Raw genomic sequence first — 26,476 nt, forward strand, 5'->3', positions numbered from 1 at the left:
CCCCCTCCGGGGGTGCCGAAAAGCTGTAGAGGGCTACAGCACTCCATACGCTTCGCGAGGGGGATGACGCTCTGGAGTGCGGCAGACCTCTGCCGCTTTGGTCTGCCCAGCGCAGCTGGGATCCCCCTCCGGGGGTCGGAAAAGCTGTAGAGGGCTACAGCACTCCATACGCTTCGCGAGGGGGATGACGCTCTGGAGTGCGGCAGACCTCTGCCGCTTTGGTTTCCCCAGCGGAGCTGGGATCCCCCTCCGGGGGTGCGGAAAAGGTGTAGAGGGCTACAGCACTCCATACGCTTCGCGAGGGGCATGACGCTCTGGAGTGAGGTCGTGCCACCGCGATCCATAGCGCCTGGTTCCCCAAGGCGATTGTCGGGTTCCCGAGTTTTGGATGCCGACCGGGATCAGCTCGCGAATACCATCCGGCAGACGACGACGGCGGCGATGATTCCGGCGAGATCGGCCAGCAGGCCGGCGGCGAGCGCGTGGCGGACTCGCCTGACTCCCACGGAGCCAAAATAGACCGCGATCACGTAGAATGTGGTTTCGGTGCTCCCCATGAGGGTGCCGGCCATGCGGGAGAGCAGATGGTCCGGACCATGGGTTTTGATGAGTTCGGCGAAGATCCCGTTGGAGCCGCTCCCGCTGAGCGGGCGCAGCAATGCCAGGGGCACCAGCTCTGAAGGAAACTGGGTCCAGCGCAGTATCGGTTCGAGGCCGCGGGTGATGATTTCGATTCCACCGGCAGCCCGAAACATTCCGATGGCCGCCAGCATGGCGACCAGGTAGGGGATAATGCGGATTCCGGTCTCGAAACCCTCTTTCGCTCCTTCAATGAACTGTTCGTACACCGGCACTTTCCGCAGTGCCGCGAACAGGGGAATGAAGAGCATGATGAAGGGGATGGCCAGGAGGGATATCGATTGGATGAAGTGCGTGAAGGGAGGGATCCCCGCCTCCCGCGCCCCCAGCTGGCGCGCTAACAGCCATCCGAAGAAGCCGAGCATCAGCAGGAAGACGAGGAGCATGGGCATCCGGGGGGCGGCTGGACTTTCATTGCCAGGCGTTTGATCCCGGGTCTCGATGGAGGGTGAGAGATCCGGCATCGGCTCTACGCTGTCCGGAGGCATTGCCTTCGTAGGGCGGGGACGAAAAACGGGCAAGCCCTGCAGGAGCTTGACGGTCGTGATTCCGACGGCCGTGGACACCGTGGTAGCCATCAGCGCCGTGCCGACAATCGCGGTGGGGTTTTGCGAGCCGGCCGAGGCGAGCAGGGCGATGGTGCTGGCAGGAATCAGCTGAACCGAGCTGGTGTTGATTGCCAGAAAAGTGCACATCGCATTGGTCGCCGTTCCCGGATGGGGGTTCAGCCGTTCCAAATCCTTCATCGCCTTCAGGCCGAGCGGCGTCGCCGCGTTCGCCAAGCCCAGCATGTTTGCCGAGATGTTCAGGAGCATGGAGCCCATGGCCGGGTGCCCGACTGGAACCTCAGGAAACAGCCATCGCATGACTGGTCGGAGCGCTCGAGCCAAGGCCTGCACCAGCCCTGATTGATCCGCCAGCTTCATCAGGCCCAGCCACAGCGCCATCACTCCGATGAGCGGCAGCGCCAGGCCCATGACCGCGGTCTTGGATCCTTCGAACGCCGCTTCGGTGACCGCCTTGAGCTGGTTGTTGATGCCCCCAAGGACGACCGCCAGAAGCAGGAGCCCCAGCCAAATGTAGTTGAGCATCGCTATTTGCCCGCCCAGTAATCGATCACGAACACATCAGCAATCACCGGACCGACGATCTTTCCAAAAGCCTGGTGGTCGGGATGGACGAGATACTCGTCGCGGTCGCGGTCTGTCTTGAAGGTCAGGGTGAAGAGATGGGTGAAGCCTTTATCATGTTTTTCCGGGCTGACGTTGGTACCCCACTCAAACGTGTGGATCTGTTTGATCTTTCCCGGCAGCGCCCGGAATTCGTTCACCAGGTGATCGATTTCAGCCTGGGTGGCGGTGGCTTTGAACTTGAAGGCAACCACATGGACGAGCTTGCCTTTACGAACCGTCTTGGAGGAGGCGGCCGCTCCAGTGGTTTGGAGGGTCAGAAGACACACCAGCAGGGTCACACCGATTAAGATTAGTTTCATAGCATCCATCGAGAGTTGAATTTGTGCAGAGCAGAAGACAACGGAAGTCTTGGGGAGTCAATGCGGCAGATGGATCTAGGCGGTCCGCTTGTGGAAGAACCACCATTCGAACAGAACCACCCCCAAGGCGAAAGCTGCCAGCCAGCGCCAGAGTTCCTTTCCAGCGACTTGGGTCACGTTCGAAGCGACTCCGGCATACTTGCCGATGGGCAGGGTCTCCTGTGGCATGGTGCGGGTTTCCTCGGCATCCAGGAGGTTGACACAGAACGTGACGAGATTGGTGCCCGTTCTGATCTGATAGGGTCCCTGATGCTGCGTGGCTCCGTACAGCAGCTCCTGGCTATTGGGGGCCAGGGATAGGTGGATGGCTTTTCCCTTGGGCGGGGTGATCACAGCCTCGGAGACGGGTTGGCGGGATCGCCAGCGGAGCGGTTCGCCGGCCCTGACCATCAGCTCTGAGGAGCGCGAGAGCGACGGATTGAGCCATTCCACAGCATTGGCCAGGAAGATCGGGAAGGAGACTCGCAAGGGCCAGTTGCTCTGCAGCGGATCGAAGCCGAGCCAGACAATTCGGTGTCGGTCGCGTTCGCCCGCGACGATCATGGGGCGCTGTTGCGATTGGACCACGGAGAGGCCCCAGGGCGGCAGCTTGGGCAGGAGCGATTCAGCGACATCCACGTTGTCGAAGCTGACATAGCGCATCAGCGGGTGGGTGTGGTGCCAATCCACGATCGCCGGGGCCTTAGCAGAGTCCATCTGCTCGAACCAGTTGGTGGGCGCCACGCGGATAGCCAGCAGATTGGCTTTCGGCCAGGCGCGAGGCAGGATGTCGTCCAACACGACCAGGTCAAACTGGTCATCGGTTTCGGTTACCGAATCTCGAACAGTCAGGCGTGCGTGCGCGGCACCCCGGAGGCCCTTTTCGAGAAAGCGATTCCCCCGGGTGACCAGCAAGATATTTACCGGCTGCGGAAGGATGCTGTAGACGGACGCTTGGTCGTCGGCGGCCAGATCGTCCTGGCCGAGCAGTTTGACAGTGAAGAGACCGTCTATCTCCTGCTTGCTGATAAATACCACCGGCAGCGTGTTCGTGGCCGGAGCCGTGATGGCTTTGATCTCCAGCACCTGATCGTTGAATCGAAGCTCGAGCTGGGTAGAAACGATGTTGGTGGTGGGGTTGGAGACTCCAACGAACAGCGCTCGCTCGGCGGGGTTCTCTGGATTGGCGCGCACATCCAGGGACACGATTCCGAGGTTATTGCCGCGGTTGCCGATTCGATGGTAGATGAGAGGCAAATTCTTGCTGGCGAGTTCGCCAAGGTCCGTCGCGGCGCCGTCGCTGAAGAGGTGAATCTCCCCGCTGACCGCCATCTCTTCCCCCCGTTTCTCGAAGGTAAAGGCGCCGGCGGTCTGCAGTGCCTCGGCGAGCCGGGTGGGGCCGTCCGAGGGCTCACAGCTCTCCAGGGCTCGGCGCAGGGCGGTTTTGTTGGATGTTGGGGACTGCTTTACCTCGGTGACGGCCCCGGCTAGCAGAATCATTCCTTGCTCCCCATCGCGAAGGCCATCGATCCAAGACAGCGCCTCCCGTTTTGCCTTGGCGAAGCGCGTTGGAGTCTCATCGGTGCTCTGCATTGACGCGGAGGCATCCAGCACCAGCACGCGAAGGCGGGAAGGGGAGGCGGAGCCGGTGAAGTAGGGGCGTGCCAGGCCCAGGACTACCAGAGCCAGGGCGATGAGTTGAAGCGCGAGCAGCCAGTTTTTACGCAGTTTCTGAAATGGGGCATTGGCCTGGTTTTCCGCGAGGAATCGCTGCCAGAGAACGGTGCTGGACGTGAGCCGAGTGAGGCGACGTCGCTTGAGCAGATAGAACACCACAACCACAGGCAGGGCGGCGGCGAAGGCGAAGGCTATGGGGGCTAGGAAGCTCATCCCCACAAAGCGGTTTCACGAAGTTGTTTCAGCAGCACCTGCTCCAGGGGGGCGGCCGAGCTGATGCTATAGAATGCTATCCCGCGGGACTGGCAGAACTCCTTCAGGGTTTGGACATAGTTTTGAACGGTGCGTTGATAGGCTTTCAGGCGGAACTTGCCGAACGTCACCTCCTGAATGCCGCCGGTTTCACAATCGACCCAGCGGAGGTCTCCGAACTGAGTGGGGGCCAACTCCTCGGGCGACAGGATCTGGAGCGCATGAATCTGAAACCCCCGGCCGACGAGGGCGTTGAGCCCGGCCGCATAACCCGCGGGGTCGAGAAAATCGCTCAGAACCACCGCCACTCCAGTTTGGCGGGCCTCCAGCGCCCCCCGTCGCAACGCATCGTTGAAGGCGGCGGGCCCTTTGGCTTGAAGGCTTGCCAGGTGGGTTAGATAGGAAAGGCCTGATTTGCGTCCACGTACCGAGCGGAGGGCTCCTCTGGCGGCGGCGTTTCCTGTCGGTTCCGGGAATGGAACGACGCTCACCCGATCGAATCCGCACAGGGCGACATAGCCGATGGCGGCTGCAATTTGGCGTGCCAGTGTAAACTTCGCTGGATCTCCGAAGGACATGGATTCGCTCGAGTCCAAGAAGATTCGTATCGGAAGCTCCCGTTCCTCCTCATAGAGTTTGAGGAAAAGCCGGTCGAGGCGACCGAACAAGTTCCAATCGAGGTAGCGAAGATCGTCTCCTGGAACGTAGTTGCGGAAGTCGGCGAACTCAACGGACTGACCGCGGGCTCGGCTTCGGCGCTCCCCTTTGGTGCCGCTCTTGGTGCGACGCGCGGCCAGCAGCTGAAACTGCTCGAGGCGACGAAGAAGCTTGGCGTCCAGAAGCGGTTGTTCCATGCAGCGGCTAGCGATGTCTCAATCAGGCCTTGATGGGGTCGGCGCTCTTCGGGATCTCTTTGAGAATCTGGGCGAGGATGTGATCGGTGGTGATTCCTTCGGCCTCCGCCTCGAAGTTCAGGATCAAGCGATGTCGCAGCGCCGGGATGGCGACGGAGACAATGTCGTCGAAGCTGACGTTATATCGTCCTTGGGTCAGCGCGCGGACCTTGGCGCCCACGATGAGGCATTGCGCGCCGCGTGGGCTGCTTCCGAAGCGCAGATACTGATTGGTGATCGCTGCGGCTGTGCTCGTCTGGGGATGAGTGGCCAGCACCAGACGCACGGCGTAGTCTTTGACATGCGAAGCGACGGGGACCTGGCGGACCAGCTTTTGCCACTCCATGAGTGCGGCTCCGTCGATGACTTTCTGAATCTGGGGCTTTTGTCCCTCGGTCGTCCGGTTGATCACTTCAGTCAGCTCCGCACCCGTCGGGTAGCCCACAACCAACTTGAAAAAGAACCGGTCTAATTGGGCTTCCGGCAGGGGATAGGTGCCCTCCTGGTCAATTGGGTTTTGCGTTGCGAGTACGAAGAAGGGATCGGCGAGGCGCCGGATTTCCCCGCCGGCCGTCACGCTGCGCTCCTGCATGGCCTCGAGCATCGCCGACTGGGTCTTGGGCGTGGCACGGTTGATTTCATCGGCCAACAATAAATGGGCGAAGATCGGGCCGCGTTGGAACTCGAAGGAGCGTCGACCTTCCGGCGATTCGACGACCAGGTTGGTGCCGAGAATGTCGGCCGGCATCAAGTCCGGGGTGAACTGGATCCGGTTGAAGGACAGATCGAGGACCTCGCTCAGGGTGCGGACCAACAGGGTTTTGCCCAGGCCTGGAACTCCCTCGAGCAGCACGTGGCCGCCGCCCAGGATGGCGATGAGTGTTCCGTCCACGATGTCTTCGTGCCCAACGATCACGCGGCCGATCTCCTGTTTGAGGCGGACCCAGAGCGTTCGGAAGGCGCTGATTTGTTCTTCGGTGTTCATCCGTTATTTTTTCAGGTCGTCGAAGTAGTCCCTGACCGACTGCTGGTAGGCCTTGGGAACCTGATCCTGATTGAGGGCGTTCTGAGCCGCGGCTTGAGCCGCCGCGGCCGTCTCGGTGAATTTGACCTGACTTTGCCCTTTGATGTGCACTCCTTTGAGAGTGATGCTTTGCATGGATCCTCCCGGAGACATCTGCCCTCGGACTTTGGTGGGGGTGAGGGCCGGGTTGTGTTCGGCCTCACCACGATCCGTGAGGCCCTTGGAATCGAGTTCTGGCTGTTGGATGCCTGAATTGTCCCAGCCCTCAGTCTGCTCGGGGATCTGCGCCCATCCCTCCTCGTCCGCCCAGGTCCCGACCCCCTTGCCGGGCTTGCCGCCCTTTCCAAAGACGGGTCGAGTGCCTCGGCATTGACCGAATTGCTTGCCTGTGCTGAGTGACATTTGCGCTCGAGAGAGCGATTCCATCGCAGCGGCCAATTGCTCGGCATCGGCCGATTGCTGGAGCAGCTTGTCGAGCTCCTCGGCCGCCTTGGCCAGGTCAGTGGCGGCCGCTTGGCGCAGTTCCGGCCGGTCACCGGATTGTTTGGATTGAGCCATTTTTTCGGCGGCACGCTTGAGGTGCTCGGCGACCTCTCCGTATTCTTTCGCGGGGCTGGAGGCGTTCTGAACCTCCTCGAGAAGCTTTTGGAGCTGTTCGGTCGTCAGGGAGCCTGAGCGGAGCTGTTGGATCATCTTTTCGAGCGTGGCTTGGGCGGCCTTGGCCTGCCCTAATTGGAGTTGCTCGGCCAGGTCCTTGGCCACTTTGGCCATTTCTTGTTGAAGCTGCTGCAGGTTCTTGCCCAGTTCCTGAAGTTTTTCCAACTCCTGCAGGGCGGTGTTGAGGTCCCGGACAAAGAAGTCAGTTTGGGCGTTGCGGAGCGCATCAATCGCCTCATCCAAGCTGGCCATCGGAATGCCCGAGTCCTTGGCCTGTTGGGCCAGGTCGCTCAGGGAGTCCGCCAATTTTTCCCGGGCGGCCTTCGCTTCGGCGGAGTCGCCTGCGGGGAGAGCTTGGGCGCTCTGTTTAAGCTTTTCCAACCCGCTCTTCAGTTGGTCCACGGCCTCCTCTTGACCGGCTGCTTTTCCTAGCGCCTGCCTGAGGGCGTCCATGCGTTTCTGGAGATCACTGGGACCCGCTCCGTTCGATGGGGCGCGTGCCGCCTTTTCGAGTGTCCGAAGGGCGGGCTTTTCTGCGAGATTTTGAAACTGCCGTTCCAGTTTTTCCTGCAGGGTGGCGAGGTCTCGAAGCGCCTCGTTCCGGGTGGCCGAGACCTGCTGGAGCTTCTCGCCGAACTCCATGACCTCGTTCAATGCCTTTTCCGTGGGCTGAAGCACTGGCTGTCGTTGCTCGAGCTGCTGTTTGGACAGGTCAGCGAGCTGCCGGCCAGCATCGGCGAGCGACTTGGCCTCTTGTTCGGATTTGAGAGCCGCCTCGGATCGATACTCCGGGACGAAATTCAGCACGGTGGCGATCAGAGCCAGGCTGATTCCCCATCGGGCCTCCAGGGGAAAGCGCAGGGGTAGCAGCCTGCGGGGTTCGATGGTCCCCAACACGCGAACCGCGTCATTGACCACGAGGGTTTGCCACTCATTGCTTTGGGGTGATCCACGGTATTCCCAAGCCGTGCTGATCCGTTCCTGAAGGCACTTGAGCTCATCCACCCAGCGCGCGGTTTCGAGCATGGACGGGCGCTTCCAGAACCCGACGAGGAATCCTCCTACCGTTGCAACGAGGCCCACGAGGATGGCCCATGAGATGATGCTGGCGGGGAGAGGGGCCAGTTTGTAGCCGATTACAGCGAGCAGAGCCGTCACGCTGCCCCAGAGCAGACCGACTCCTGCGGAACGAAGCCCCCGGTTGAGGCGCCGGCGCCTGGACAGCCCGTCCAGCAACTGTTCGATGGTTTGTATCGACTGCATAACCTTGCTTCCCTTGGACAACCCTTGCATCGCCGGATCACGTTGGCGAGCTTAAATGGACTCAACGGCTCTGCCCCGTTCTTTGACAATCCAACCTTGACGGTGTTTGTTACTCTTCGGAAATTTCGTTTTAGATCGATTTTTTGCTTAACCTGGCGGCGGGTTTACCGATTGAAATTAATACTGGCTCCTCTAGGGTGGCCTAACATTTGGTATGGCGTGGAATGGCCAGAGCCTCCCACAGCCAACAGGTTCAACGAAAACTGTCTGCGTGGTTGGTAGGCTCGCATTCGAATTTAGATTATGAGTGATCAAAAGATTGCCGTTATTGGTTTGGGGTATGTCGGCTTGCCTCTTTCTCTTCAGTTTGCCCGTTCAGGCGTGAGCGTGTTGGGCGTAGACTCCGATCCTGCTAAGATTAGCGATTGCAACGCGGGGCGAGGGTATATCAAGCATATCTCCGGTGAGATGATCGCGGACCAGGTGAGAGCCGGCAAGTTTTCCGCCACGGGAGATTTTTCACGACTGCGTGAGGTTTCCGCGGTGATTATTTGCGTGCCGACCCCGCTGAACAAGAACCGCGAGCCAGACATTAGCTATATCATCAAGACCGGCGAATCCATCGCCCCCCATCTCCAGCGCGGAACGCTGGTGGTCTTGGAATCGACGACCTACCCAGGTACCACCGATGAGGACCTGCTGGTCGTTCTCGAGAAGGGATCCGGCATGAAGGCCGGGACTGATTTCCATCTGGCTTTTTCCCCTGAGCGTGAGGATCCAGGCAACCCTGACAGCAAGGTCGCCCTGATTCCCAAGGTCGTGGGCGGTCTGACGCCCGCTTGTTTGGAGCGAGCCAAATCCCTCTATGGGCAAGCCATCAAGACGGTGGTGCCGGTTTCGTCCTGCCGTGCCGCCGAAGCGACGAAGCTGCTCGAGAACATCTTCCGCGGGGTCAACATCGCCCTCGTCAACGAGTTGAAGGTTGTTTACGGAGCGATGGGGATCGATGTCTGGGAAGTGATCAACGCGGCCAAAACGAAGCCTTTCGGCTTCATGCCTTTCTATCCCGGACCCGGCCTGGGCGGACATTGCATCCCGATTGATCCTTTCTACCTGACCTGGAAGGCGCGCGAGTACGGCCAACATACGCGGTTCATTGAGCTTGCGGGTGAGATCAACACCGCAATGCCCATGTTCGTGGTGGATCGGGTTGCTGAGGCGCTCAACAAACGCCGGAAGTCAGTGAATGGGAGCCGTGTGCTCCTGCTCGGTTTGGCTTACAAGGCGGATGTCGATGACATGCGCGAGTCGCCTACCTTCCTCCTTCTCGACCTGTTGAAACAACGCGGCGCAGATGTGGCCTACTATGACCCGCACATCCCCGTGATTCGTCCTACCCGTGAGCACGCGAACTGGACGGGCACCAAGTCGGTCGAATGGAATCAGGCCAGCATCTCCGGTTTCGATGCGGTGTTGATTTCCACCAACCACAAGGCCGTGAATTATCAGCAGTTGGCCGATTGGTCGGACTGTATCATCGATTCCCGCAACGCCATGGTCTCTTACAAGACCAAGCCTGGGCAGGTTGTTAAGGCGTGACGCCGCATGGGCCATCATGGGCCCGACCCGCTCTCCAGCACGGATTGATTTCACAACGCCGCCGGGTCTCCGGCGGCGTTCCTGTTTCAGCTCCTTTGACTACCACTACCGACGGGACCTTGCAGCTAGGCGGGTGTTTGGGCCATTCCCGGCTTAGGAACTAATAGCTGATTCGTTGCGAATGAGTGGTGAGTGCCCGGAGACGAAAGAACAAGGTCGAGCCAGGCAGTTGCGGCAAGGATGGTGTCCCGGTGGCGACTTCCGAAGTTTGCGGAGGAATTGCGTCGAAGTGCCTTGGCTCGGCGACCGGGCCGGTTTCGACGCCGGTGAACGGTTGGTGGTTCCTTCTCGAGTGCCAGGAGAACAGGCGGCGAAAGCGCATAATCTTCCTCTTCGGCAGGAACCGCGCCCAACCCAAGCATGAAATTGAGCCTCAAGTCTTCCCCCCGTCTGCCGCTAGTATCTCTATGTGGGGGAGAGGGTGTTCAGGTTCAGAGTCAGGAGGATTCCGTCGAACGCCGACATCTCAAAGATTACATCGAACGTGAAAAACTCCATCTATTACCACGTCTACATCAGCCAGGCCGTGAAGCCATTCACCACGGCTGAGTTAGCTGAACTGCTCCACAAGGCTCGCGTCGGCAATGCGGCTCGAGGAATCACCGGATTGCTTTTGTATCAAGGTGGCACCTTCATGCAAGCGCTGGAGGGGCCTCAGCACGCGGTGGACTTGCTGGTGAACCGCATTGAGGCCGATCCTCGACATCGTCGCATGATGAAACTGCTCAGCGGTTTTCAGGAGGAGAGGCAGTTCCCAAACTGGTCGATGGGCTTCCCGGATCTCAATTCTGAGGCCGTTCGCACCCTTCCTGGGTTTAGTGAATTCCTCCGAGTTCCCTTGGAGGAGGAGGCGCTTCTCAAAGATCATGAGCGTTGCCGGCAGGTGCTCAATACCTTCAAGAAGCTCACATTCTGAACGAACCCCAACCGAGAACCTGCTGGAATCCCCCACCGGTTTTTGCTTAGGTCTTAGCCATTCATGGCGGGACTCAAGTCTGTCACTATCCACACCGATGGCGCATGCCGGGGCAATCCAGGCCCGGGCGGATGGGGTGCTGTACTCGAGCATGCCGGCCAACGAATGGAGCTTTCCGGCGGCAGTGTCGAAACCACCAATAATCGGATGGAACTTCAAGCGGCGATCTCGGCGCTCAAGGCGCTGAACCAGCCGTGTCAGGTCGTTTTATTCACGGACTCTCAATACGTGAAGAACGGAATCACGACCTGGATCAAGGGATGGAAGCGCAAAGGGTGGCTGACAGCGACGAAGGAACCCGTCAAAAATGAGGATCTTTGGCGACAATTGGACGATTTGACGCAGAAGCACGACGTCGAGTGGAAGTGGTTGAAGGGGCATGTCGGTCACGCGTTGAACGAGCATTGTGATTCCCTGGCTCGGGAGGCGATTCCTCATTCCCGGGGTCGCGCAGGTTGATCGGTTCGGTCGCTATTTGATTGGAGCCGCGGCGCTTTCGGGGTTGCCCGGGTCGCTTTGATCGCGTTAAGTCGGGCTCACCAATCATGAAAGCACTCATCCTTGCCCCTCTCGCCCTAGCTCTCACTTGGGTGGCCGCCTCTGGCGGCGAGCTACGAATCGGTATGATCGGGCTTGATACCTCGCATACCGTCGCGTTCACCGAGCTTCTCAACAACCCCGCGAACAAGAAACACGTGCCGGGCGCTCGGGTCGTAGTTGCTTTCAAAGGGGGTAGTCCTGATCTGCCCAGCAGTTGGAATCGGGTGGAGACCTACACCACGCAGCTGCAGAAGGATTATCGGGTCAAGATCGTGGGCACGATCGAGGAGCTCTGCTCGCAGGTGGATGCCGTGCTCCTGGAGAGTGTCGATGGTCGTCCCCATCTGGATCAGGTTCGGCCCGTCTTCAAGGCGGGGAAGCCGGTATTCATCGATAAGCCCCTGGCGGGGACTTTGAAGGATGCCATTGAGATCTACCGTCTGGCCAAGGAAAGCAAAGTGCCCTGTTTCAGCTCCTCCTCCTACCGCTTTTACTCGAGCATGACGGAGCTGAAGAAGGCAGATGTCGGCCAGATTCGGAGCGCAGTTTCCTATGGCCCCTCGGAGAAGGAGCCCCACCATCCCGATTTCTTCTGGTATGGAGTGCATCCGACCGAGGCCTTGTTCACCGTGTTGGGGCTGGGATGCCAATCCGTGGTGCGAGTGGCTACCCCCGATACGGATGTGGTGGTAGGCACCTGGTCTGAGGGGCGGACGGGAACCTTGATCGGCTTGCGCACGGGATCGACACCTCATCGGGTCACCCTCTTCGGCACCAAGGCGGTGCTCGATCAGAAGGGCAGCGGCGACTACGCGCCGCTGGTGGCGGAGATCGTGAAATTCTTCCAGACGGGAGTCGCTCCGGTCTCCCTGGAGGAGACCATCGAACTCTTCGCCTTCATGGAAGCGGCCGACGAAAGCAAACGTCGCGCCGGCGCTCCCGTCACCATTGCTGAGGTGCTGGCCAAGAACGGCTGGGCCGGCAAGAAGCCTTAGGCGACTTTCGCCTTGAGCTTTCGGCCGCCCAGGTGCGCTCGATTGAGTTTGGGAATGACGGCGGTGACTTGGTCACTCGCCACGTCAACGAAGCTGTGTTTTTCGCGCAGGTCGATGAAGCCAACCGCTTCGGTGGCGATGCCGGTCTCGCCTAGAATGCAGCCTTTAATGTCGCCCGGCGAAATGCCGTTCTCCTGACCTACACTCAGCCAGACGCGGGTCATTTGCTCCGGAGTCTTGCGGCTGACGGGGCGCTTGGGAGCATCAAAGGAATCTCCACGGCGCTTGCGATCGAAATCAGGAGAACTGGGCCAGCGCGCCTCGAACCCGCGCTCGGCCGGGGCGGCGAAGCGTTTCTTGGGATCCCGCGCGTCCCGTTCACGATCCCTGGACGCGGGGAACGGCTTTCGAGGCGCTTCCTGGTAGTTCTTGGGTGCGGGGCGATAGCCGCCAGGGCCTTCCGGAGGACGGCGATCGGGCTTGGCTCGAAAGTGATCAGCGGCAGGCCGTGGAGCCGGTCGGTCCTCGGTGGGCCGTGGGCGTTTGGCGACGGTATAGGAGGATGCCGGAGGTCTGGTGGGCGGCGGGGTCGCTGGTCGAGCGGGGGGCTCTCCCGTTGAACCCGGAGTGGCATTGGCCCCGGGAGTGGAAGTTGAAGTCGGAGTGGGAGGGCGCACGGTGGCTGGCTGCGCCGCACGGTCGCTGTGGGCTTCGAAGGTAGCTTTGGACCCGCGGGCCGCCCGTGGGTCGCCCACCGAAGGCTTGGCGGTTTCGTTGGCGGCTGGACCGGTGGCTCGATTGAGATGGTGGAGCAGGGCATTGATGAGATCCATCGAGTCGAGCCCCTCTTCAAGCAAGCCTTCGATCACGTGGTCATAGTGGCGGAAGTCGCCAGCTTTCAATGTCTCGCGGACTCGCTGTACCAGCTGGTTCATGCGAGCCGCTTCGATCTCGTTATGAGTGGGCACTTCGACGCGGCGCATCCTTTGCCGGGTGTATCTTTCGATCTGTCGAATTTGAAACACCTCGCGGCCGCTCACGAACGAAATCGCCAGGCCGCTTCGGCCTGCCCGTCCGGTCCGCCCAATGCGGTGAACGTAGTCTTCGCCGTCGTAGGGAAGGTCGTAGTTGAACACCACTTGGATGTCATCAACGTCGATGCCCCGGGCCGCGACATCGGTCGCCACCAGAAATCCCACCCCGCCGGTCCGGAATTTCTTCATCACTCGATCGCGGGCGGCCTGGGCCATGCCGCCATGAATGCAATCCGCACCGTAGCCGGCGGCGTTCATGTGCTCGGTAAGTTCGTCCACCATGCGCTGCGTGTTGCAGAAAACGATGCTCCGGTTGATGTCATGAAGATCGATCAGCCGTTCCAGCGCTTCCATTTTCCAGCGTCGATCCACTTCCACGTAAACCTGCTCGACGGTAGGTACCGTCATGGCCACGCCTTCGATTTTGACTCGCACCGGATTGCGGGTGTAGCGGGCGATCAAATCCTCGATGGCACGAGGCACGGTCGCTGAGAAGAGCACGGTTTGGCGCTCGGGCGGCATTGTCTTCAGGATGAACTCGATGTCATCGCGGAAGCCCATGTTCAGCATCTCATCGGCCTCGTCCAGAATGACCGTCCGGATTCGATCCAGCTTGAGCGTGCCGCGATTCATGTGATCCATCACGCGGCCCGGCGTGCCGATCACGATGTTGGCTCCGGCGCGCAGACCTGCAAACTGGCGGTCGTAACTTTGACCTCCGTAGATCGGGAGCGGCTTTACCCCGGGTTTAAAGTACGCGAGCTTGTGAACCTCTTCACTCACCTGGACGGCCAGTTCGCGGGTCGGGCATAGGATCAAAACCTGGACGTAACGTTCAGCGGGTTGCATCCTTTCCACCGCCGGGATGGCGAAGGCGGCCGTCTTTCCGGAACCGGTTTGCGATTGGCCGACCACATCCTTGCCCTCCAGCAGCAAAGGCAGGGCTTCGGCTTGGATGGGGGCAGGCTGCTCGAACCCGAGACGGGCGATCGCCTTCATCAATTCCGCTGACAAACCAAAATCCGTAAAGAGTTTTGAGCTCATGAAGGGGAGAGCATATCTCAGAGCGGTCCTCTGTAGCTAATGATTTTCTTGTGGCGAAAGTGGCTGAAGGAGAGCAGTTAAGCGAAGTTTAGGATCCAGAGCCAGGAAAACGCTCCTTGATCAGCTTTCGGATTCGCACGAGTTCCTCCGGACGTTGGAGCCGGCGGTGAATGCGCCGTTCGACCCCATCGAGCAGCTCTTGCCAGTCTTCCAGCAGCGGATTGGGATACGGTTCCCAGTTGTCGAAGCGTTTGCGGCGGATGAAGAAGTCCCACCGATCTCCGACTCGGTGGGCGTAGACCTGCACTTTTTCGCCGTCCTCGTTCCGCCGGTTCCAACTGATCTCTGCTCGTGCTCCCATGAAAGTGAATGGATTGCTGGTGACTTGAATTACTCGGGCAGTTCGACGCTGGCCACGGCCATGGCGGCGATGCCTTCTTCCCGTCCGATGAAGCCCATGGTCTCGTTGGTGGTCGCCTTGATCCCCACCCTCTGGATGGGCAAACCCAGGGCTTTGGCGATGTTCTGCTTCATCTGCGGGATGTGCGGGGCGATTTTCGGTTGCTGCGCCAGGAGGGTCGCGTCGATGTTGAGAATCCGGCCTTTGAGCTGGCTCACCTGTCGGGCTGCCTCTGTGAGAAATACCTGGCTGGGAGCCCCTTTCCAACGAGGATCGGTGTTGGGGAAGAAATGCCCGATGTCGCTTTCGCCGATCGCTCCCAGCACCGCATCCGTGATGGCATGGAGCAGGGCGTCGGCGTCGGAATGGCCATCCAAACCTTTGGAATGAGGAATCTCCACCCCACCTAGGATGAGCTTGCGACCTGCTGTCAGCTGATGAACATCGTAACCGATTCCGACTAATTGCATACGGGGGATTATAGAAGCCCCGCCAGTCGCACCAAGGAATAAATCGGACGGAGGTGTTTTACCTTACTTCCCAACAAATCCAACAGCTCGGCCGAGTTGAACCAGGAGATAGGCAACGCCTGCGGCCGCTGGAATGGTCAGGACCCACGCCCAGAGAATTTTTTCGATGACTTTCAGCTTCAGTGCGCTGAAACGTTTGGCGCAGCCTACGCCCATGATAGAGGTGGTGATCGCGTGAGTGGTCGACACCGGCATGCCCAGGCTGCCGGTTACAGCCAGCACGGTTGCCGCGGTAGTCTCGGCCGCAAAGCCGTGCACCGGCTGAAGCTTAACCATCTTATGCCCCAGGGTCTTGATGATGCGCCATCCGCCGGCGGCTGTGCCCATCGCCATGGTCAGTGCGCAGAGGACCACCACCCAGTCGGGCACCGCCTGGCTGGTAGGATCTCCCACGGTGGGCATGTAACCGAATTGGAGGAAGCTTGGCAGCCACGATTCAAACGTGTCCCCCAGGGTTAGCTTATGCAGGTCGGAGCCCGCGGGAGTATGCAGGAAACTCATCCATGCCGGCACCTGATCAAACAACCCGGCTTTGGTTCCGGAGACCAGGGCCAGGGTGATGATGCCCATGCATTTGGTGGCGTCGTTCATTCCATGGCTGAATCCCATGTAGGCCGAACTCGCCAGCTGGAGCTTGCCGAAGACCCGGTTGACCGAACTCGGTTTCCAATTGCGCAGCAGTGCGTAGAGCAGGGCCATGAAAACGAGGCCGCAGCTAAAGCCCAGAATCGGGGAGGTCACCATGGGGATAATCACCTTATACCAAATGCCCGATTTCTCAATGCCAGGCTTTTCTTTGACCATCATGACTCGCCCGCCAAAGGCTACGACGGCGACTTTGTTGGTGCCCACCTGCAAGAAGGTGGTACCCGGCTTCAGTTGGTGGCTGGCAATCACGCTGGCCACCTCTGGAGACGGTGCCACCAGGATCTTGGCGGCCTTGGGCTTTACCTCGCTCCATTTGACCGCTTCAAAGTTGCCGTGGGCCGAAGCGAGGGCTGCGCCCACCAGGCTGCCGATTAGCGCATGGCTGGAACTGGACGGCAGTCCGAACCACCACGTGAGCAGGTTCCAGGCAATGGCCGAGGTCAGCGCGCAAATCAGGACTTGTTGAGTAATGAATTCGGCCTCCACCAGTCCGCTGGAAATGGTTTTGGCCACGGCCAAGCCAAAGAAGGCCCCAAGCAGATTGGTCACAGCGGCGAGCAGTATTGCCTGGCGCGGAGTGAGGACTTTGGTCCCTACCACCGTGGCGATGGCATTTGCCGTGTCGTGGAATCCATTGGTGTAGGTGAACACCAAGGCCACGAAGATGACGGTGAAAACGAGGAACAGTTCCATAGGATCAAGATCAGGAATTCTTCAGCAGGACATGGGAAAGAACATTGCCGGCGTCTCGGCAGCGATCGACCGCCTTTTCGTTCAGGGCAAACAGGTCGTAGAGCATGACGGCCTTCAAGGGGGGGTAGCCCGGCTGATAGAGCTGGCTCATGAGGTTGAGAAGGGTTCGGTCGGCCTCAGCCTCGATCCTCTGAAGTTCGACCTGCAGGGCTTTGATGCCCGTCAGGTCCCGGCCATCCTTGAGGGCTTCGGTCATCTTGAAGACCAGCCCGATCGCCTGCTCGATCAGTTTCACCTGCCCCGTGAAATCCACGTCGCGGATCTGATCGGCCACGATGATGTATCTCTCGGCGAACTTCTCGATGGTCTTTGGGATTTTATAGAGTGTGTCGGCGAGCGCTTCGATATCCTCGCGCTCCATGGGGGTGACGAAGGTGGTGATCAGCATCATTTCGAGCCGATTCGTGATTTCCTTGTCATTTCTCCGGGCAATCGCGAACGCCTCGACGGTGGGTTTTGTCCCCGGTTGGATCATCTCAGCCAAGGCTTTGACGGCCTTGCATCCTTCGGCGGCGCTGGCTTGGATGAGGTCGAAGAATTCCTGTTCTCGACCGAGAATCCTCTGAAAGCTGATCATAAGTCTAAGTCGGCGACAGAAGCGTTCAGGAATTCTTGAGGACGATGTGTGAAACCACGTTGCCGGCGTCGCGGCAGCGATCGATGACCTTTTCTAGCAACTCGTACAGGTCTTTCATAGCCAGCACCTTGGTGGCCTCGTATTTGCCGCTGTAGAGGTCGCGCAAGATCTCGAGAATCAGCTTGTCGGCATCTCCCTCGACCTGTTGCAGGCGCGAGTTGAGTTCCTTCACGCTCTCCAGTTGGCCAGCCCCGACCTTGGGGAGCAGTTTGACCAGGGAAACGACATGCTGGGTGGCGGCATCCAGCAGGGTGATGTGCTTCCCGAAGTCGAGTTCGCGGACGATGTGCGCACTGATGATAAAGCGCTCGGCGATCTTCTCCACTGTCTTGGGAATCTTATAAAGAGCTGAACTCAGCACCTCGATATCCTCTCGTTCTAGTTGGGAGACAAAGGTTTGAACCAGGGCTTCGTTGATCTGGTTGGTGATGCGCTTGTCAGCCTCCTTGGCCTGATGAAAGTCTGCCAGGCTCGGAGTCGAGGCCGGTGACTGGAGCAGCTTCGTCAGGGCTTGCACACTGTGACGAGCTTCTTCGGCACTGGCTTCCAATAAGCCAAAAAAGCGATCGTCCTTACCAAAAAGCTTTTGCAGGGAAAACATAACGCCCCGATGTCTAGCGTCCGTAACTCAATTGTCACGTACCGTTTTGTAGGAACCGAGCGATTGAACTATCGGTTGGAAGGAAAAAATCTGATATTTTCCTTTAAAATCGTGTCATTTGGTCGTTGTTCTAGAACTTCTTTCGTGAGGATCGACTTCAATTCAAGGACATCAACACTCATATATAGGACATGAAATAGTCACGGCTGAATGACTGTTTTAGGACATGAAGCGACAGGGAAGGGGGAGGAACGGGTTGGTTCGTGCTTGCTGCAGCGAGCTGGGTTTGTTTCCAAAACGTCACAAATGTGACATTGAGGTGTAACCCGTGTCCTATAACTTCATCCCAAGCACAACATATGGCCACCCACTACGAAGAGTCGATGCGGCGTGATATCGAGCGTATTCGCTCGAAGATCAATGAGATGGCGACCTTAGGGGAACGCTCGCTCCTGGATTGCATGAAGGCGTTGAAGGAGAAGAATCGCGTTATTGCTTACTCCATCATTCTGCGCGATCAACGCATCGACGAGTTGGAGAAAGAAGTGGATCGACTTTGTCTCGAGTTCATTGTTCGGCAGCAGCCGGTGGCGCTTCCTCTCCGGATGGCCTATGCCACCATTCGGATCAATTTGGAATTGGAGCGCGTTGGAGACTACGCGGAGAGTATTGCGCGCCAAGTGCTTAAACTTGCTTCGATGGAGGTGGAAATCCCGGTGGCGCGGTTCGGAGAGATCGCTGACTTATCCATTCCCATGTTGCGGGATTCGGTGCGCGCCTTTGTGGAGCAGGACGCTGCTCTCGCGCGATCGACCATGGCGACGGAGGAGTTGGTCGACGCCCTCAAGAGCCGTTTGAATGCGGATTTGATGCGTCTGAACCGGGAGAACAAGATTCCCATCGAGTCCCTGAACTCGTTGATGATGATTGCTCGGCACTTCGAGCGTGTCTCCGATCAAGCGAAGAACATTTGCACGGAGGTCCTTTACATGTGCACAGGCGAGTACTCCCGGCACAAGGGGGGCGAGGCCTTGCGGATGCTCTTTGTGGACCAGCGGAACGCCTGTCGCAGCCAAATGGCGGAGGCGATTGCCGCCTCCCTCGGGCAGCCCGAATTCATTTTTGCGAGTGCAGGATTGGAGCCCACGGAGGTCGATCCTGCGACCATGACTTTTCTTCGGGGCAAGGGACTTGATGTGAGTCGGTTGGCGAGCAAAGCTGTTTCCCAGATCCCGAATCTAGAGCACTACCAGATCATCATTGCTCTGGCCAAAGAGGCCGAAAAAATCTTTCCGAAGCCCCCCACCAAAACGGTGTGCCTCGATTGGAGTGTCGCCGATCCTTCCAAGGTGCAGGGCACGCCGGCCGAAGTTCAGGCAGCCTACGAATCAACGTACCAATTTCTGCACGCTCACATCCAGGATCTTGTGGAGGCGGTGCTGGGTGACGAAACCGACTAGTAAGACAAGGAACGCTCAACTTATGATCAAACACATAGACATGGTTATCAACCGGAGGCAGGTATTGGCGGTGGCCCTCGTCAGCTGCATCGCAGTCACGGGGTGTGGGCCGAAGCAAGAGGGGGCCGCTGGCGGAGGAGCCGCGGGTGCTGCCAAGGTCACTTCGGTTCAGAACATTGGCTCTGACACGATGGTCAACCTCGCCCAGGCATGGGCCGAGAAGTACCATAGCGTTGATCCAACGGTCTCCGTGGAGGTCTCGGGCGGGGGATCGGGCATCGGTGTTGCCGCCCTGATCAATGGGACCTGCGATATCGCCAACTGCAGCCGCGCGCTCGAACCCGAGGAAGTAGAGAAGGCCAAGACCAAACATGGGCACGAGCCGAAGGAATACTTGGTTGGTTTCGATGCCTTGGCCATCTATGTGCATCCCAGCAATCCCATGACCGAAATCTCGGTTGAGGAGCTGAGCGAGATTTACAAAGAAGGTGGCAAGATTGAAAAATGGTCGCAGCTAGGTGCCACCTTGCCGGGCGGGGAGGAGATCATTCGGATTAGTCGTCAGAACAATTCTGGAACCTACCATTACTTCCGAGAAATGGTGGTTGGGAAGAAGAGCGACATGAAGCTTGGATCCCGCGACATGAACGGTTCGAAGGATGTGGTGGAGCTGGTGGCGCGCACTCCGAACTCGATCGGCTACAGCGGGCTGGGGTACAGCACCGACAAGGTTAAGATTCTCAAAGTGGCGAAGACCAAGGGCGGATCCTATGTGGTGCCGAGCATTGAGAGCACGTGGGACAAGAGCTATCCCATCGCCCGCCCGATGTTCATGTACACCCCCGGCCAGCCTGCCGCACATGTTCAAAAATATTTGGACTGGGTCATCAGCGACGCGGGTCAGGTGGTGGTGAAAGAGAGCGGGTACGTGCCGCTGCCTAAGAAATAAACCTCCGTCCGGTCTGACACCTGGGGCGAAGGATCCATCTTCTCCCCAGGGCGAGGGGAGAAGAGTCGTTCAGCTAACTGATACATGAAATGGGAAGCTTCGAAAGAAGACACGGTCCGGCTTCCGGAGCCATCTGCTTCTTCAGCTGTACCTGGGGCCGGGAGGCTCGCAGGTCTTGAGCTTCCCTCGATGAAGGGTGCGGACGCGCACCCACAGACCTTATTCAAAAACCCGCAGGCACCCATGGCTCATTCCAAGAGTAAACGAAGAGAACGAGGGCGAACCTCGATGCTCGGAGAGAGGATCATTGAAACGCTGATACGCCTATGCGGCATGAGCGCGATCCTCTTCGTATTCGCCATCTTCTTCTTCGTGTTTCGCGAGGGGGCTCCGATTATCGGGAAACTCGATCTCGGCAAGTTTCTGTTCACTCCCACCTGGTACCCCACATCGCTGAACCAGCCGCGCTACGGTGTCGGTGCGCTCATTGTAGGAACGTTCAGCGTCACCGTTCTGGCGATGGTGATCGCGGTACCCTTTGGGTTGGGGGCGGCGGTCTTCATCTCGGAGTTTTGCGGACGGAAGATGAAGGAGACCTTGAAGATCATCATCGAGCTGCTAGCCGCCATCCCCAGCGTGGTTTGGGGGTTTATCGGCCTCACGGTGATGAACGTGGTCATTCAAAAGGTCTTCAATGTTCAAGTAGGCCTGAACGTGCTGAATGCGGCCATCCTTCTGGCCTTAATGAGCGTCCCGATCATGGTCAGCATCGGCGAAGATGCTTTGAAGGCGGTGCCTGATTCCTATCGCGAGGCAGGTATCGCCCTGGGATGCACTCGTTGGCAGTTGGTGTGGCGGGTGCTGTTGCCGGCGGCGAAAAACGGTTTGCTGGCCGCGGTTTTGCTGGGAGTGGGCCGGGCGGTGGGAGAGACGATGACGGTGTTGATGGCCACTGGTCACTCGGTCAACATCCCCCATAGCATTTTCGATTCGGTCCGAACTCTGACGGCCACGATCGCCGCCGAGCTGGGCGAGACTTCGCAGGGATCTGACCACTACCGGGTCCTGTTCCTCATCGGGATTCTGCTGTTCAGCATTACGTTCGTGGTCAACCTGGCGGCTGACCTGATTGTGAAGGGGATCCGAAAAAAGTAGCCCATACTCATGAACGCCACTCCTCCTTCCAGCCCGGCCATGTTCGTCGAAACGGCCTTTATTCGAAAGAAGCACCGCAACGAGACCCTCGCCAAATACATCTTTGGCCTGATGGCCTTGGCGATGATCATACCCCTCCTGCTGATCGTGGGTTACCTGGTCATCAAGGCTATGCCTCTCTTGTCCTGGGATTTCCTGACCACCAATCCCACCAATGGGATGAGAAAAGGAGGGATTTGGTCAGCGTTGCTCGGGACGATCTACCTGGTTGTGCTCTCACTCTTCATCTCCGCCCCGATCGGTGTTCTCGCGGCAGTTTACCTGAATGAGTATGCCAAGGACAACTGGTTCACCCGGGTAGTGCAACTCGCGGTCGTGAACCTTGCGGGAGTGCCGAGCATCGTCCATGCGCTCTTCGGCCTGGGCGCCTTCGTGCTGTTTGCCAAGCTTGACCGTTCGATTCTGGCCGCTTCGCTCACCCTGGCCATTATGACCCTTCCCGTGGTGATCGCTTCGACTCGGGAGGCCTTGGCTTCGGTTCCGGTCAGCTTTCGAGAGGCCTGTTGGAACGTGGGAGCCACCCGCTGGCAGACCATCAAGACCATCGTGTTGCCGAATAGCATCAGCGGCATTCTCACGGGCGTCATTCTGCAGGTCAGCCGGACCGCCGGGGAGACGGCTCCGATCATGTTCACGGGTGCCGTATTTTATCGGAACATCGCTGAGGGGAATCTCTTCGCCTATGGCATCAAGGACCAGTGCATGGCTCTGTCGATGCACCTCTACACAGTCACGACCCAGGTCACCAACGCCCCGGAAGCGCTTCCGTACGCCATCGCCGTGACGCTCCTCGGCACGGTGCTTTTGGTGAACGCCACGGCGATCATTTTCCGAGTCTACCTCCGCTCACGAAAAAAATGGTAAACATCGACCCTACACCAACGGCCGGCGTCGGAGTGAAAAAGATCGAGGTCAAAGATCTACGGTTGAGCTATGGCCCCAAGGAGGTCATCCATGGCATCACCTTCGATATCTACGAGAACGAGATCTTTGGGATCATCGGGCCGGCGCAGTCGGGCAAGACTTCCCTGCTGAGATGCATCAATCGAACGATCGATTTCACGGCTGGCGCTAAGTTCACTGGAACGATCCAAGTGGACGGGGAGAGCGTGGCCGACACCCGTGACGTTTACGGGCTGCGTCGAAAGATCGGCATGGTTGCGCCTCTGCCGGTGGGGCTTCCGTTGAGCATCTACGACAATGTTGCATTCGCGCCCAGAACCTCAGGAATGAACAACAAGGGTGAGCTTGATGCCCTGGTTGAGAAGTGCCTGCGGCAGGCGGCGCTGTGGGATGAGGTCAAGGACCGGCTTGACAGCCTGGGCACCAAGCTCAGCGGAGGTCAGCAACAACGGCTCACCATCGCGCGCGCTCTCTCGCATCAGCCTGATATCCTGTGCCTCGACGAATTTAGCATCGCCATCGATCCTGTCACCACCATGCGCATCGAAGACGTGCTCAAGGAACTGAAGCAGGAGATGACCATCATCCTGGTGACTAACCTGGTGCAGCAAGCCCGCCGGCTGGCCGCGCGCACCATGTTTTTGTGGAACGGGGAGATCATCGATCTTTGCAGCACGGAGGTGATGTTTGGGCCCAATCCGCCGGATCGGCGGACCTACGAATACGTCAACGGGATCTTCGGATGAGCCATATGACACTCGATTCCAACCCCGCCTCGACCCAGGTTTCCTACGGGATCACCACCAAGGATCTCTGCCTCTGGTACGCCAAGTTCCAGGCTCTCAAGAACGTCACTGCGAACTTCAAGCGAGGGATCATCACGTCGCTCATCGGCCCAAGCGGCTGCGGAAAAACCACTTTGTTGCGTTGCTTTAACCGGGTCAACGAGCGTTACGGCTACGTGACGACAACCGGAGAAATCCGGCTGCTGGAGAAAAACATCTATGACCCCGACGTCTCGCTGATCGAGCTTCGGAAGAGCGTTGGGATGGTGTTCCAGCGTCCGAATCCCCTGCCTATTTCCGTTTACGAAAACGTGGTGTTTGGGCTCCGCATTCACAACGAGAACACTCCTTCCAAAAGCGCGCTCGATGAAGCGGTGGAGCGAGCCCTCACCGAGGTAGGGCTGTGGAAGGATTTGAAGGATCGGCTTCAACAGCGTGCCACCTCGCTGCAGTTGGAGCAGCAACAGAAACTCTGCATCGCCCGGCTGCTTCCGCTGAAGCCGGAGATCATCTTGATGGACGAGCCCTGCAGCGCCTTGGATGTTGAGGGGACTCGAGCGATTGAGGAGCTGATGTTTGGCCTGAAGGGGCGCTATACCATCGTGATTGTGACTCACAACATGGCGCAGGCGAGGCGAACCAGCGACGAATGCATCTTTATGCTCTTGGGCGAGGTGATTGAGCACGCCCGCACCGAGGACCTATTCCTGACCCCGCGCAATCCCAAAACGGCGGACTATATCGAGGGTCGTTACGGCTGAGCCCTTCAAGGTCTCCTCCTCCCGTTGAACACACCGTCTGTCTTCATCGCCTCGCGCAGACCGTCGAAGTAACCATCATCCGCCGCCAAGATGGTGGTGTTGGTATCTCCCGATGCGCCGATCGACGGCACAAGTGGCACCTCGAGCAAACTCTGTTTCAAAGCTTGCTTCAGCTTGACCGGAAGCGCCGAACGGCAGACCCAGGGTCGGCCGAAGTTGCGGAAGCGGCTGAGAATCCTGAGGTGATGCCCATTGCGAAGCGCCTGCTCGAATTCGATCATGTTGAGCGCTCCGGCGTCGTATTGGCCAGACGCGACCGCCGCTGCCACTTCGCGGTGGCTTCCGAGATGGGTTTGTCTGGCGAAGTCCTTGGCGAGGATGCCCAACTCAACCAGGTGTTGTTGCGATAGAAAATGACCGGTCGTTGACCGGCTATTGCCAAACGCGATTGATTTACCCTTCAGATCCTTCACGGTGGCGATGTTGCTGTTGCTGCGAACGCAGATCACCCCCGCGAGTAGATTGGCATCGCTTGGACTCCGGACCGCGAGCAGCTCCAGGTCGGGATTTTTTTTCCTGGCCAGCACATAGTTCGCTGCGCCGAGTTCTAAAAAATCGACATCTCCTTCCTGAAGGAAGCGCTCCCCGTCCTCGTAGGTTCGCATCACCGACAGATAGACCTCTACAGGTTGCTCAAAGCGTTGGGACAGGGCCGTCTGCAAGGCTTTGGTGAAGGGGAGATAATGCGCAGCGGCGTCCTTCGGCTTCTGCGAAGAGTAGACCCCGAGGCCGAGTCGGTAAGGGGCGGCTTGAGTGGTGGGCGCGCAGATCAGTATCAGCAGCAGGCGTGTGAGCAGGATGCAACTTGGGGTGGTGAAAAGCCTCAACGCTCGCCAAGCTGCTGCTCGTTCGGCGGCTTCGGACCGGTTCAACATCATTGAGTGGGTATGGCTCATCCTCCCTAATCTTCGGGCTATGCCCGTTCGACTCCGACTGCTTGATTCCATCGGCAGTTTCGGCGACCCACTTCAGGGCCTGCTGGGGAAGGGTATCGCTCCGCACTTGAATATTCCTGGCAGTCACGCTTGAATGCGATGAATTGATCACACCCTCCGCCATGAACCTCGCGATTGCTTTCGACCAGAGCACCCGCCGCCACAGTCAATCTCCCGCTCTCTTCTGGGGCGAAACCGAATTCACCTATCAAATGATGCAGGAACGGGTTTGCACTGCCGGATCGGCCTTGCAGACCCTATTCCAGGTCAAGGAGGGTGATCGAGTTGCAGTTTGGCTGCGAAATTGTCCCGAGTTTGCGGCGGTAGCCCTTGGCATCCTCTGGATTGGGGGCGTGCTTGTGCCGATCAATAACTTTCTGAAGCCGGAGGAAGTGCTTCATATTCTCAATGATGCCGGGATCGATGTGTTGGTGGCCGAGGAGGCGACTCGAGATCAATGGGTCCGGTTGCTACCTCGCCGTCCGAGCCTCAAGGTGCTGACCATCGAGGAACTAGCCGTGCTTCCCCGAGGAAACTGCTGTGCCAATGTGACGCGGTGCCCTGAGGACTTGGCGGTGATCATTTATACGTCTGGAACAACCGGCAAATCCAAGGGTGCGATGCTGACCCATTCCAACCTGCTGGCCAATGTCGAGAGCTGCCGGCAGGTTTTGCAGGCGGTGGACTCGGACCGATTCATTGTTCTGCTGCCGCTTTTTCACAGTTTTATGATGACCGTTGGGTTGTTGTTGCCGCTGCTCGTGGGAGGGTCGATCCTGCTCGTGCGGTCGCTTCATCCGGCGAAGAATATTCTCCAGGAAATCATGCTTCGGGGTGGAACAATCTTGCCAGCGATCCCGCAATTTTTCCGAACCTTAGCGGTGGCGGGAGTGCCGCCCGGATTTCCGGTCCGGATCTGCATCAGCGGAGCGGCCCCTTTGCCTGGGGAGATTCTTCGGGAGTTCAACGAGAAGGTGGCGGGGATTCCCTTGCTGGAGGGGTACGGGCTTAGCGAGGCGAGTCCGGTGGTCAGCATCAACCCGATCCGGGGCCCTTGGAAGCCGGGCTCGATTGGAATCCCGATCCCCGATGTTGAGGTTTCAGTTCAGGACGAGGACGGTCAGATCCTGGGACCAGGTGCCACGGGGGAGATCTGTGTTCGCGGCGCCAATGTCATGGTTGGCTATTGGAACCAGCCGGAGGAGACGGCGAAGGCCTTGGTGAAAGGGTGGCTGCGCACGGGTGACGTTGGTCATCGTGACACCGATGGCTATTTTTACATCACTGATCGCAAGAAGGACATGCTTCTGGTGAATGGCATCAATGTCTATCCGCGTGAGATCGAGGAGGTCATCTATCAGTATCCGGGCGTCAAGGAAGCGGCGGTGGTGGGGCTCCAGGATCCTCGCAAGGGCGAGATGCCGGTTGCTTTCGTCGTGGCCAACGAAGGGGCCTCGATTGATGAGAGGGCGGTGGTGGCATTTTTGCGGGACAAGTTGGCGGACTATAAGGTCCCCCGGAGAGTGGTTCACCTGGCAGCTTTGCCCCGCAACGCCACTGGCAAAGTGCTTAAGGGCGAGTTGCGGCAAACCTCACTCTGAGAGTTCGGGAAGCGCTCTTGCCGGATTGGCTGGCCTACGATAGGTTACTTTTCT

Annotated in this window: 24 protein-coding genes; 11 read left to right on the forward strand and 13 right to left on the reverse strand. The window is 58.7% G+C overall.

Annotated features, from left to right (window positions below; all coding sequences use genetic code 11):
- Nucleotides 1-401: 401 nt before the first annotated feature.
- From JNN07_28135 to JNN07_28160, 6 genes are all read right to left on the reverse strand, one after another.
- Nucleotides 402-1,730 carry a nucleoside recognition protein gene (locus tag JNN07_28135; protein ID MBL9171631.1) on the reverse strand — a complete coding sequence of 443 codons (1,329 nt, stop codon included), beginning with the start codon at nucleotides 1,728-1,730 and terminating at the stop codon, nucleotides 402-404.
- Between the two features lie 2 nt (nucleotides 1,731-1,732).
- Nucleotides 1,733-2,131, reverse strand: a complete 399-nt coding sequence (locus JNN07_28140; GenBank protein MBL9171632.1) for a Dabb family protein — start codon at nucleotides 2,129-2,131, stop codon at nucleotides 1,733-1,735.
- 75 nt (nucleotides 2,132-2,206) lie between these two features.
- Nucleotides 2,207-4,060: a VWA domain-containing protein gene (locus JNN07_28145; protein MBL9171633.1), complete on the reverse strand. Its 1,854-nt coding sequence runs from the start codon at nucleotides 4,058-4,060 to the stop codon at nucleotides 2,207-2,209.
- The gene (locus JNN07_28150; protein MBL9171634.1) at nucleotides 4,057-4,953 is read right to left on the reverse strand and encodes a DUF58 domain-containing protein; all 897 of its coding nucleotides are present in this window, start codon (nucleotides 4,951-4,953) and stop codon (nucleotides 4,057-4,059) included. The genes JNN07_28145 and JNN07_28150 overlap by 4 nt, the downstream gene beginning before the upstream one ends.
- A 22-nt stretch (nucleotides 4,954-4,975) precedes the next feature.
- Nucleotides 4,976-5,977 (reverse strand): MoxR family ATPase, encoded by a 1,002-nt coding sequence (locus JNN07_28155; protein MBL9171635.1) that lies wholly within the window; start codon nucleotides 5,975-5,977, stop codon nucleotides 4,976-4,978.
- Between the two features lie 3 nt (nucleotides 5,978-5,980).
- Nucleotides 5,981-7,936 (reverse strand): hypothetical protein, encoded by a 1,956-nt coding sequence (locus JNN07_28160; protein MBL9171636.1) that lies wholly within the window; start codon nucleotides 7,934-7,936, stop codon nucleotides 5,981-5,983.
- A 303-nt stretch (nucleotides 7,937-8,239) separates the two neighbouring features.
- On the opposite strand from JNN07_28160, the gene JNN07_28165 reads away from it, so the two are divergent.
- The 4 genes from JNN07_28165 (at nucleotide 8,240) to JNN07_28180 (ending at nucleotide 12,106) form a co-directional block, all read left to right on the forward strand.
- Complete coding sequence (locus tag JNN07_28165) at nucleotides 8,240-9,535, forward strand: nucleotide sugar dehydrogenase (GenBank protein MBL9171637.1); 1,296 nt, start codon at nucleotides 8,240-8,242, stop codon at nucleotides 9,533-9,535.
- A gap of 544 nt (nucleotides 9,536-10,079) precedes the next feature.
- Nucleotides 10,080-10,511, forward strand: a complete 432-nt coding sequence (locus JNN07_28170; protein ID MBL9171638.1) for a BLUF domain-containing protein — start codon at nucleotides 10,080-10,082, stop codon at nucleotides 10,509-10,511.
- Nucleotides 10,512-10,574: 63 nt separating this feature from the next.
- Nucleotides 10,575-11,030 carry a ribonuclease HI gene (gene rnhA, locus JNN07_28175; protein ID MBL9171639.1) on the forward strand — a complete coding sequence of 152 codons (456 nt, stop codon included), beginning with the start codon at nucleotides 10,575-10,577 and terminating at the stop codon, nucleotides 11,028-11,030.
- An 86-nt stretch (nucleotides 11,031-11,116) separates the two neighbouring features.
- Entirely contained in the window at nucleotides 11,117-12,106 is a 990-nt protein-coding gene (locus JNN07_28180) for a Gfo/Idh/MocA family oxidoreductase (protein MBL9171640.1), read from the forward strand.
- On the opposite strand, the gene JNN07_28185 is transcribed toward JNN07_28180, so the two are convergent.
- The 6 genes from JNN07_28185 to JNN07_28210 all read right to left on the reverse strand — a co-directional run bounded on the left by JNN07_28185 (nucleotide 12,103) and on the right by JNN07_28210 (nucleotide 17,753).
- The gene (locus JNN07_28185; protein MBL9171641.1) at nucleotides 12,103-14,184 is read right to left on the reverse strand and encodes a DEAD/DEAH box helicase; all 2,082 of its coding nucleotides are present in this window, start codon (nucleotides 14,182-14,184) and stop codon (nucleotides 12,103-12,105) included. The two genes, JNN07_28180 and JNN07_28185, sit on opposite strands and share 4 nt — an antisense overlap.
- An 88-nt stretch (nucleotides 14,185-14,272) precedes the next feature.
- A complete protein-coding gene (locus tag JNN07_28190; protein ID MBL9171642.1) occupies nucleotides 14,273-14,545 on the reverse strand; it encodes a hypothetical protein in 273 nt (90 codons plus the stop codon).
- 29 nt (nucleotides 14,546-14,574) lie between these two features.
- Nucleotides 14,575-15,054, reverse strand: coding sequence for a 2-C-methyl-D-erythritol 2,4-cyclodiphosphate synthase (locus JNN07_28195; GenBank protein ID MBL9171643.1), 480 nt, complete (start codon nucleotides 15,052-15,054; stop codon nucleotides 14,575-14,577).
- A gap of 63 nt (nucleotides 15,055-15,117) precedes the next feature.
- Nucleotides 15,118-16,455 carry an inorganic phosphate transporter gene (locus JNN07_28200; protein MBL9171644.1) on the reverse strand — a complete coding sequence of 446 codons (1,338 nt, stop codon included), beginning with the start codon at nucleotides 16,453-16,455 and terminating at the stop codon, nucleotides 15,118-15,120.
- A gap of 10 nt (nucleotides 16,456-16,465) precedes the next feature.
- A complete protein-coding gene (locus JNN07_28205; GenBank protein ID MBL9171645.1) occupies nucleotides 16,466-17,092 on the reverse strand; it encodes a DUF47 family protein in 627 nt (208 codons plus the stop codon).
- A gap of 25 nt (nucleotides 17,093-17,117) precedes the next feature.
- On the reverse strand, nucleotides 17,118-17,753 hold the full coding sequence (locus tag JNN07_28210) for a DUF47 family protein (GenBank protein ID MBL9171646.1): 636 nt from the start codon (nucleotides 17,751-17,753) through the stop codon (nucleotides 17,118-17,120).
- Between the two features lie 359 nt (nucleotides 17,754-18,112).
- On the opposite strand from JNN07_28210, the gene phoU reads away from it, so the two are divergent.
- The 6 genes from phoU (at nucleotide 18,113) to JNN07_28240 (ending at nucleotide 23,826) form a co-directional block, all read left to right on the forward strand.
- Entirely contained in the window at nucleotides 18,113-19,213 is a 1,101-nt protein-coding gene (gene phoU / locus JNN07_28215; protein ID MBL9171647.1) for a phosphate signaling complex protein PhoU, read from the forward strand.
- A gap of 22 nt (nucleotides 19,214-19,235) precedes the next feature.
- Nucleotides 19,236-20,162 (forward strand): phosphate ABC transporter substrate-binding protein, encoded by a 927-nt coding sequence (locus tag JNN07_28220; protein MBL9171648.1) that lies wholly within the window; start codon nucleotides 19,236-19,238, stop codon nucleotides 20,160-20,162.
- Nucleotides 20,163-20,495: 333 nt separating this feature from the next.
- Nucleotides 20,496-21,317 carry a phosphate ABC transporter permease subunit PstC gene (pstC, locus tag JNN07_28225; protein MBL9171649.1) on the forward strand — a complete coding sequence of 274 codons (822 nt, stop codon included), beginning with the start codon at nucleotides 20,496-20,498 and terminating at the stop codon, nucleotides 21,315-21,317.
- Between the two features lie 9 nt (nucleotides 21,318-21,326).
- Nucleotides 21,327-22,241: a phosphate ABC transporter permease PstA gene (pstA, locus tag JNN07_28230; GenBank protein ID MBL9171650.1), complete on the forward strand. Its 915-nt coding sequence runs from the start codon at nucleotides 21,327-21,329 to the stop codon at nucleotides 22,239-22,241.
- Nucleotides 22,235-23,026 (forward strand): phosphate ABC transporter ATP-binding protein, encoded by a 792-nt coding sequence (locus JNN07_28235; protein ID MBL9171651.1) that lies wholly within the window; start codon nucleotides 22,235-22,237, stop codon nucleotides 23,024-23,026. The genes pstA and JNN07_28235 overlap by 7 nt, the downstream gene beginning before the upstream one ends.
- Before the next feature lie 5 nt (nucleotides 23,027-23,031).
- Nucleotides 23,032-23,826: a phosphate ABC transporter ATP-binding protein gene (locus JNN07_28240; GenBank protein ID MBL9171652.1), complete on the forward strand. Its 795-nt coding sequence runs from the start codon at nucleotides 23,032-23,034 to the stop codon at nucleotides 23,824-23,826.
- Between the two features lie 5 nt (nucleotides 23,827-23,831).
- Here the strand turns inward: JNN07_28240 and JNN07_28245 are convergent, their stop codons facing one another.
- Entirely contained in the window at nucleotides 23,832-24,764 is a 933-nt protein-coding gene (locus JNN07_28245; protein ID MBL9171653.1) for a PhnD/SsuA/transferrin family substrate-binding protein, read from the reverse strand.
- A gap of 179 nt (nucleotides 24,765-24,943) precedes the next feature.
- Here JNN07_28245 and JNN07_28250 point away from each other — a divergent pair, with 179 nt between their 5' ends.
- Complete coding sequence (locus JNN07_28250; protein ID MBL9171654.1) at nucleotides 24,944-26,422, forward strand: AMP-binding protein; 1,479 nt, start codon at nucleotides 24,944-24,946, stop codon at nucleotides 26,420-26,422.
- The last annotated feature ends 54 nt before the right edge of the window (nucleotides 26,423-26,476 follow it).

This window comes from Verrucomicrobiales bacterium (genome assembly GCA_016793885.1).
Classification (GTDB): domain Bacteria; phylum Verrucomicrobiota; class Verrucomicrobiia; order Limisphaerales; family UBA11320; genus UBA11320.

Coding starts and splice junctions, on each gene's coding strand:
- JNN07_28160 (MBL9171636.1), bottom strand. CDS start 7,936: ATGCAGTCGATACAAACCATCGAACAGTTGCTGGACGGGCTGTCCAGG.
- JNN07_28150 (MBL9171634.1), bottom strand. CDS start 4,953: ATGGAACAACCGCTTCTGGACGCCAAGCTTCTTCGTCGCCTCGAGCAG.
- JNN07_28210 (MBL9171646.1), bottom strand. CDS start 17,753: ATGTTTTCCCTGCAAAAGCTTTTTGGTAAGGACGATCGCTTTTTTGGC.
- JNN07_28250 (MBL9171654.1), top strand. CDS start 24,944: ATGAACCTCGCGATTGCTTTCGACCAGAGCACCCGCCGCCACAGTCAA.
- JNN07_28220 (MBL9171648.1), top strand. CDS start 19,236: ATGATCAAACACATAGACATGGTTATCAACCGGAGGCAGGTATTGGCG.
- pstA (MBL9171650.1), top strand. CDS start 21,327: ATGAACGCCACTCCTCCTTCCAGCCCGGCCATGTTCGTCGAAACGGCC.
- JNN07_28240 (MBL9171652.1), top strand. CDS start 23,032: ATGACACTCGATTCCAACCCCGCCTCGACCCAGGTTTCCTACGGGATC.
- JNN07_28180 (MBL9171640.1), top strand. CDS start 11,117: ATGAAAGCACTCATCCTTGCCCCTCTCGCCCTAGCTCTCACTTGGGTG.
- JNN07_28245 (MBL9171653.1), bottom strand. CDS start 24,764: ATGATGTTGAACCGGTCCGAAGCCGCCGAACGAGCAGCAGCTTGGCGA.
- JNN07_28155 (MBL9171635.1), bottom strand. CDS start 5,977: ATGAACACCGAAGAACAAATCAGCGCCTTCCGAACGCTCTGGGTCCGC.
- JNN07_28195 (MBL9171643.1), bottom strand. CDS start 15,054: ATGCAATTAGTCGGAATCGGTTACGATGTTCATCAGCTGACAGCAGGT.
- JNN07_28145 (MBL9171633.1), bottom strand. CDS start 4,060: ATGAGCTTCCTAGCCCCCATAGCCTTCGCCTTCGCCGCCGCCCTGCCT.
- JNN07_28235 (MBL9171651.1), top strand. CDS start 22,235: ATGGTAAACATCGACCCTACACCAACGGCCGGCGTCGGAGTGAAAAAG.
- JNN07_28200 (MBL9171644.1), bottom strand. CDS start 16,455: ATGGAACTGTTCCTCGTTTTCACCGTCATCTTCGTGGCCTTGGTGTTC.
- rnhA (MBL9171639.1), top strand. CDS start 10,575: ATGGCGGGACTCAAGTCTGTCACTATCCACACCGATGGCGCATGCCGG.
- phoU (MBL9171647.1), top strand. CDS start 18,113: ATGGCCACCCACTACGAAGAGTCGATGCGGCGTGATATCGAGCGTATT.
- JNN07_28140 (MBL9171632.1), bottom strand. CDS start 2,131: ATGAAACTAATCTTAATCGGTGTGACCCTGCTGGTGTGTCTTCTGACC.
- JNN07_28205 (MBL9171645.1), bottom strand. CDS start 17,092: ATGATCAGCTTTCAGAGGATTCTCGGTCGAGAACAGGAATTCTTCGAC.
- JNN07_28185 (MBL9171641.1), bottom strand. CDS start 14,184: ATGAGCTCAAAACTCTTTACGGATTTTGGTTTGTCAGCGGAATTGATG.
- JNN07_28165 (MBL9171637.1), top strand. CDS start 8,240: ATGAGTGATCAAAAGATTGCCGTTATTGGTTTGGGGTATGTCGGCTTG.
- JNN07_28135 (MBL9171631.1), bottom strand. CDS start 1,730: ATGCTCAACTACATTTGGCTGGGGCTCCTGCTTCTGGCGGTCGTCCTT.
- JNN07_28190 (MBL9171642.1), bottom strand. CDS start 14,545: ATGGGAGCACGAGCAGAGATCAGTTGGAACCGGCGGAACGAGGACGGC.
- pstC (MBL9171649.1), top strand. CDS start 20,496: ATGAGCGCGATCCTCTTCGTATTCGCCATCTTCTTCTTCGTGTTTCGC.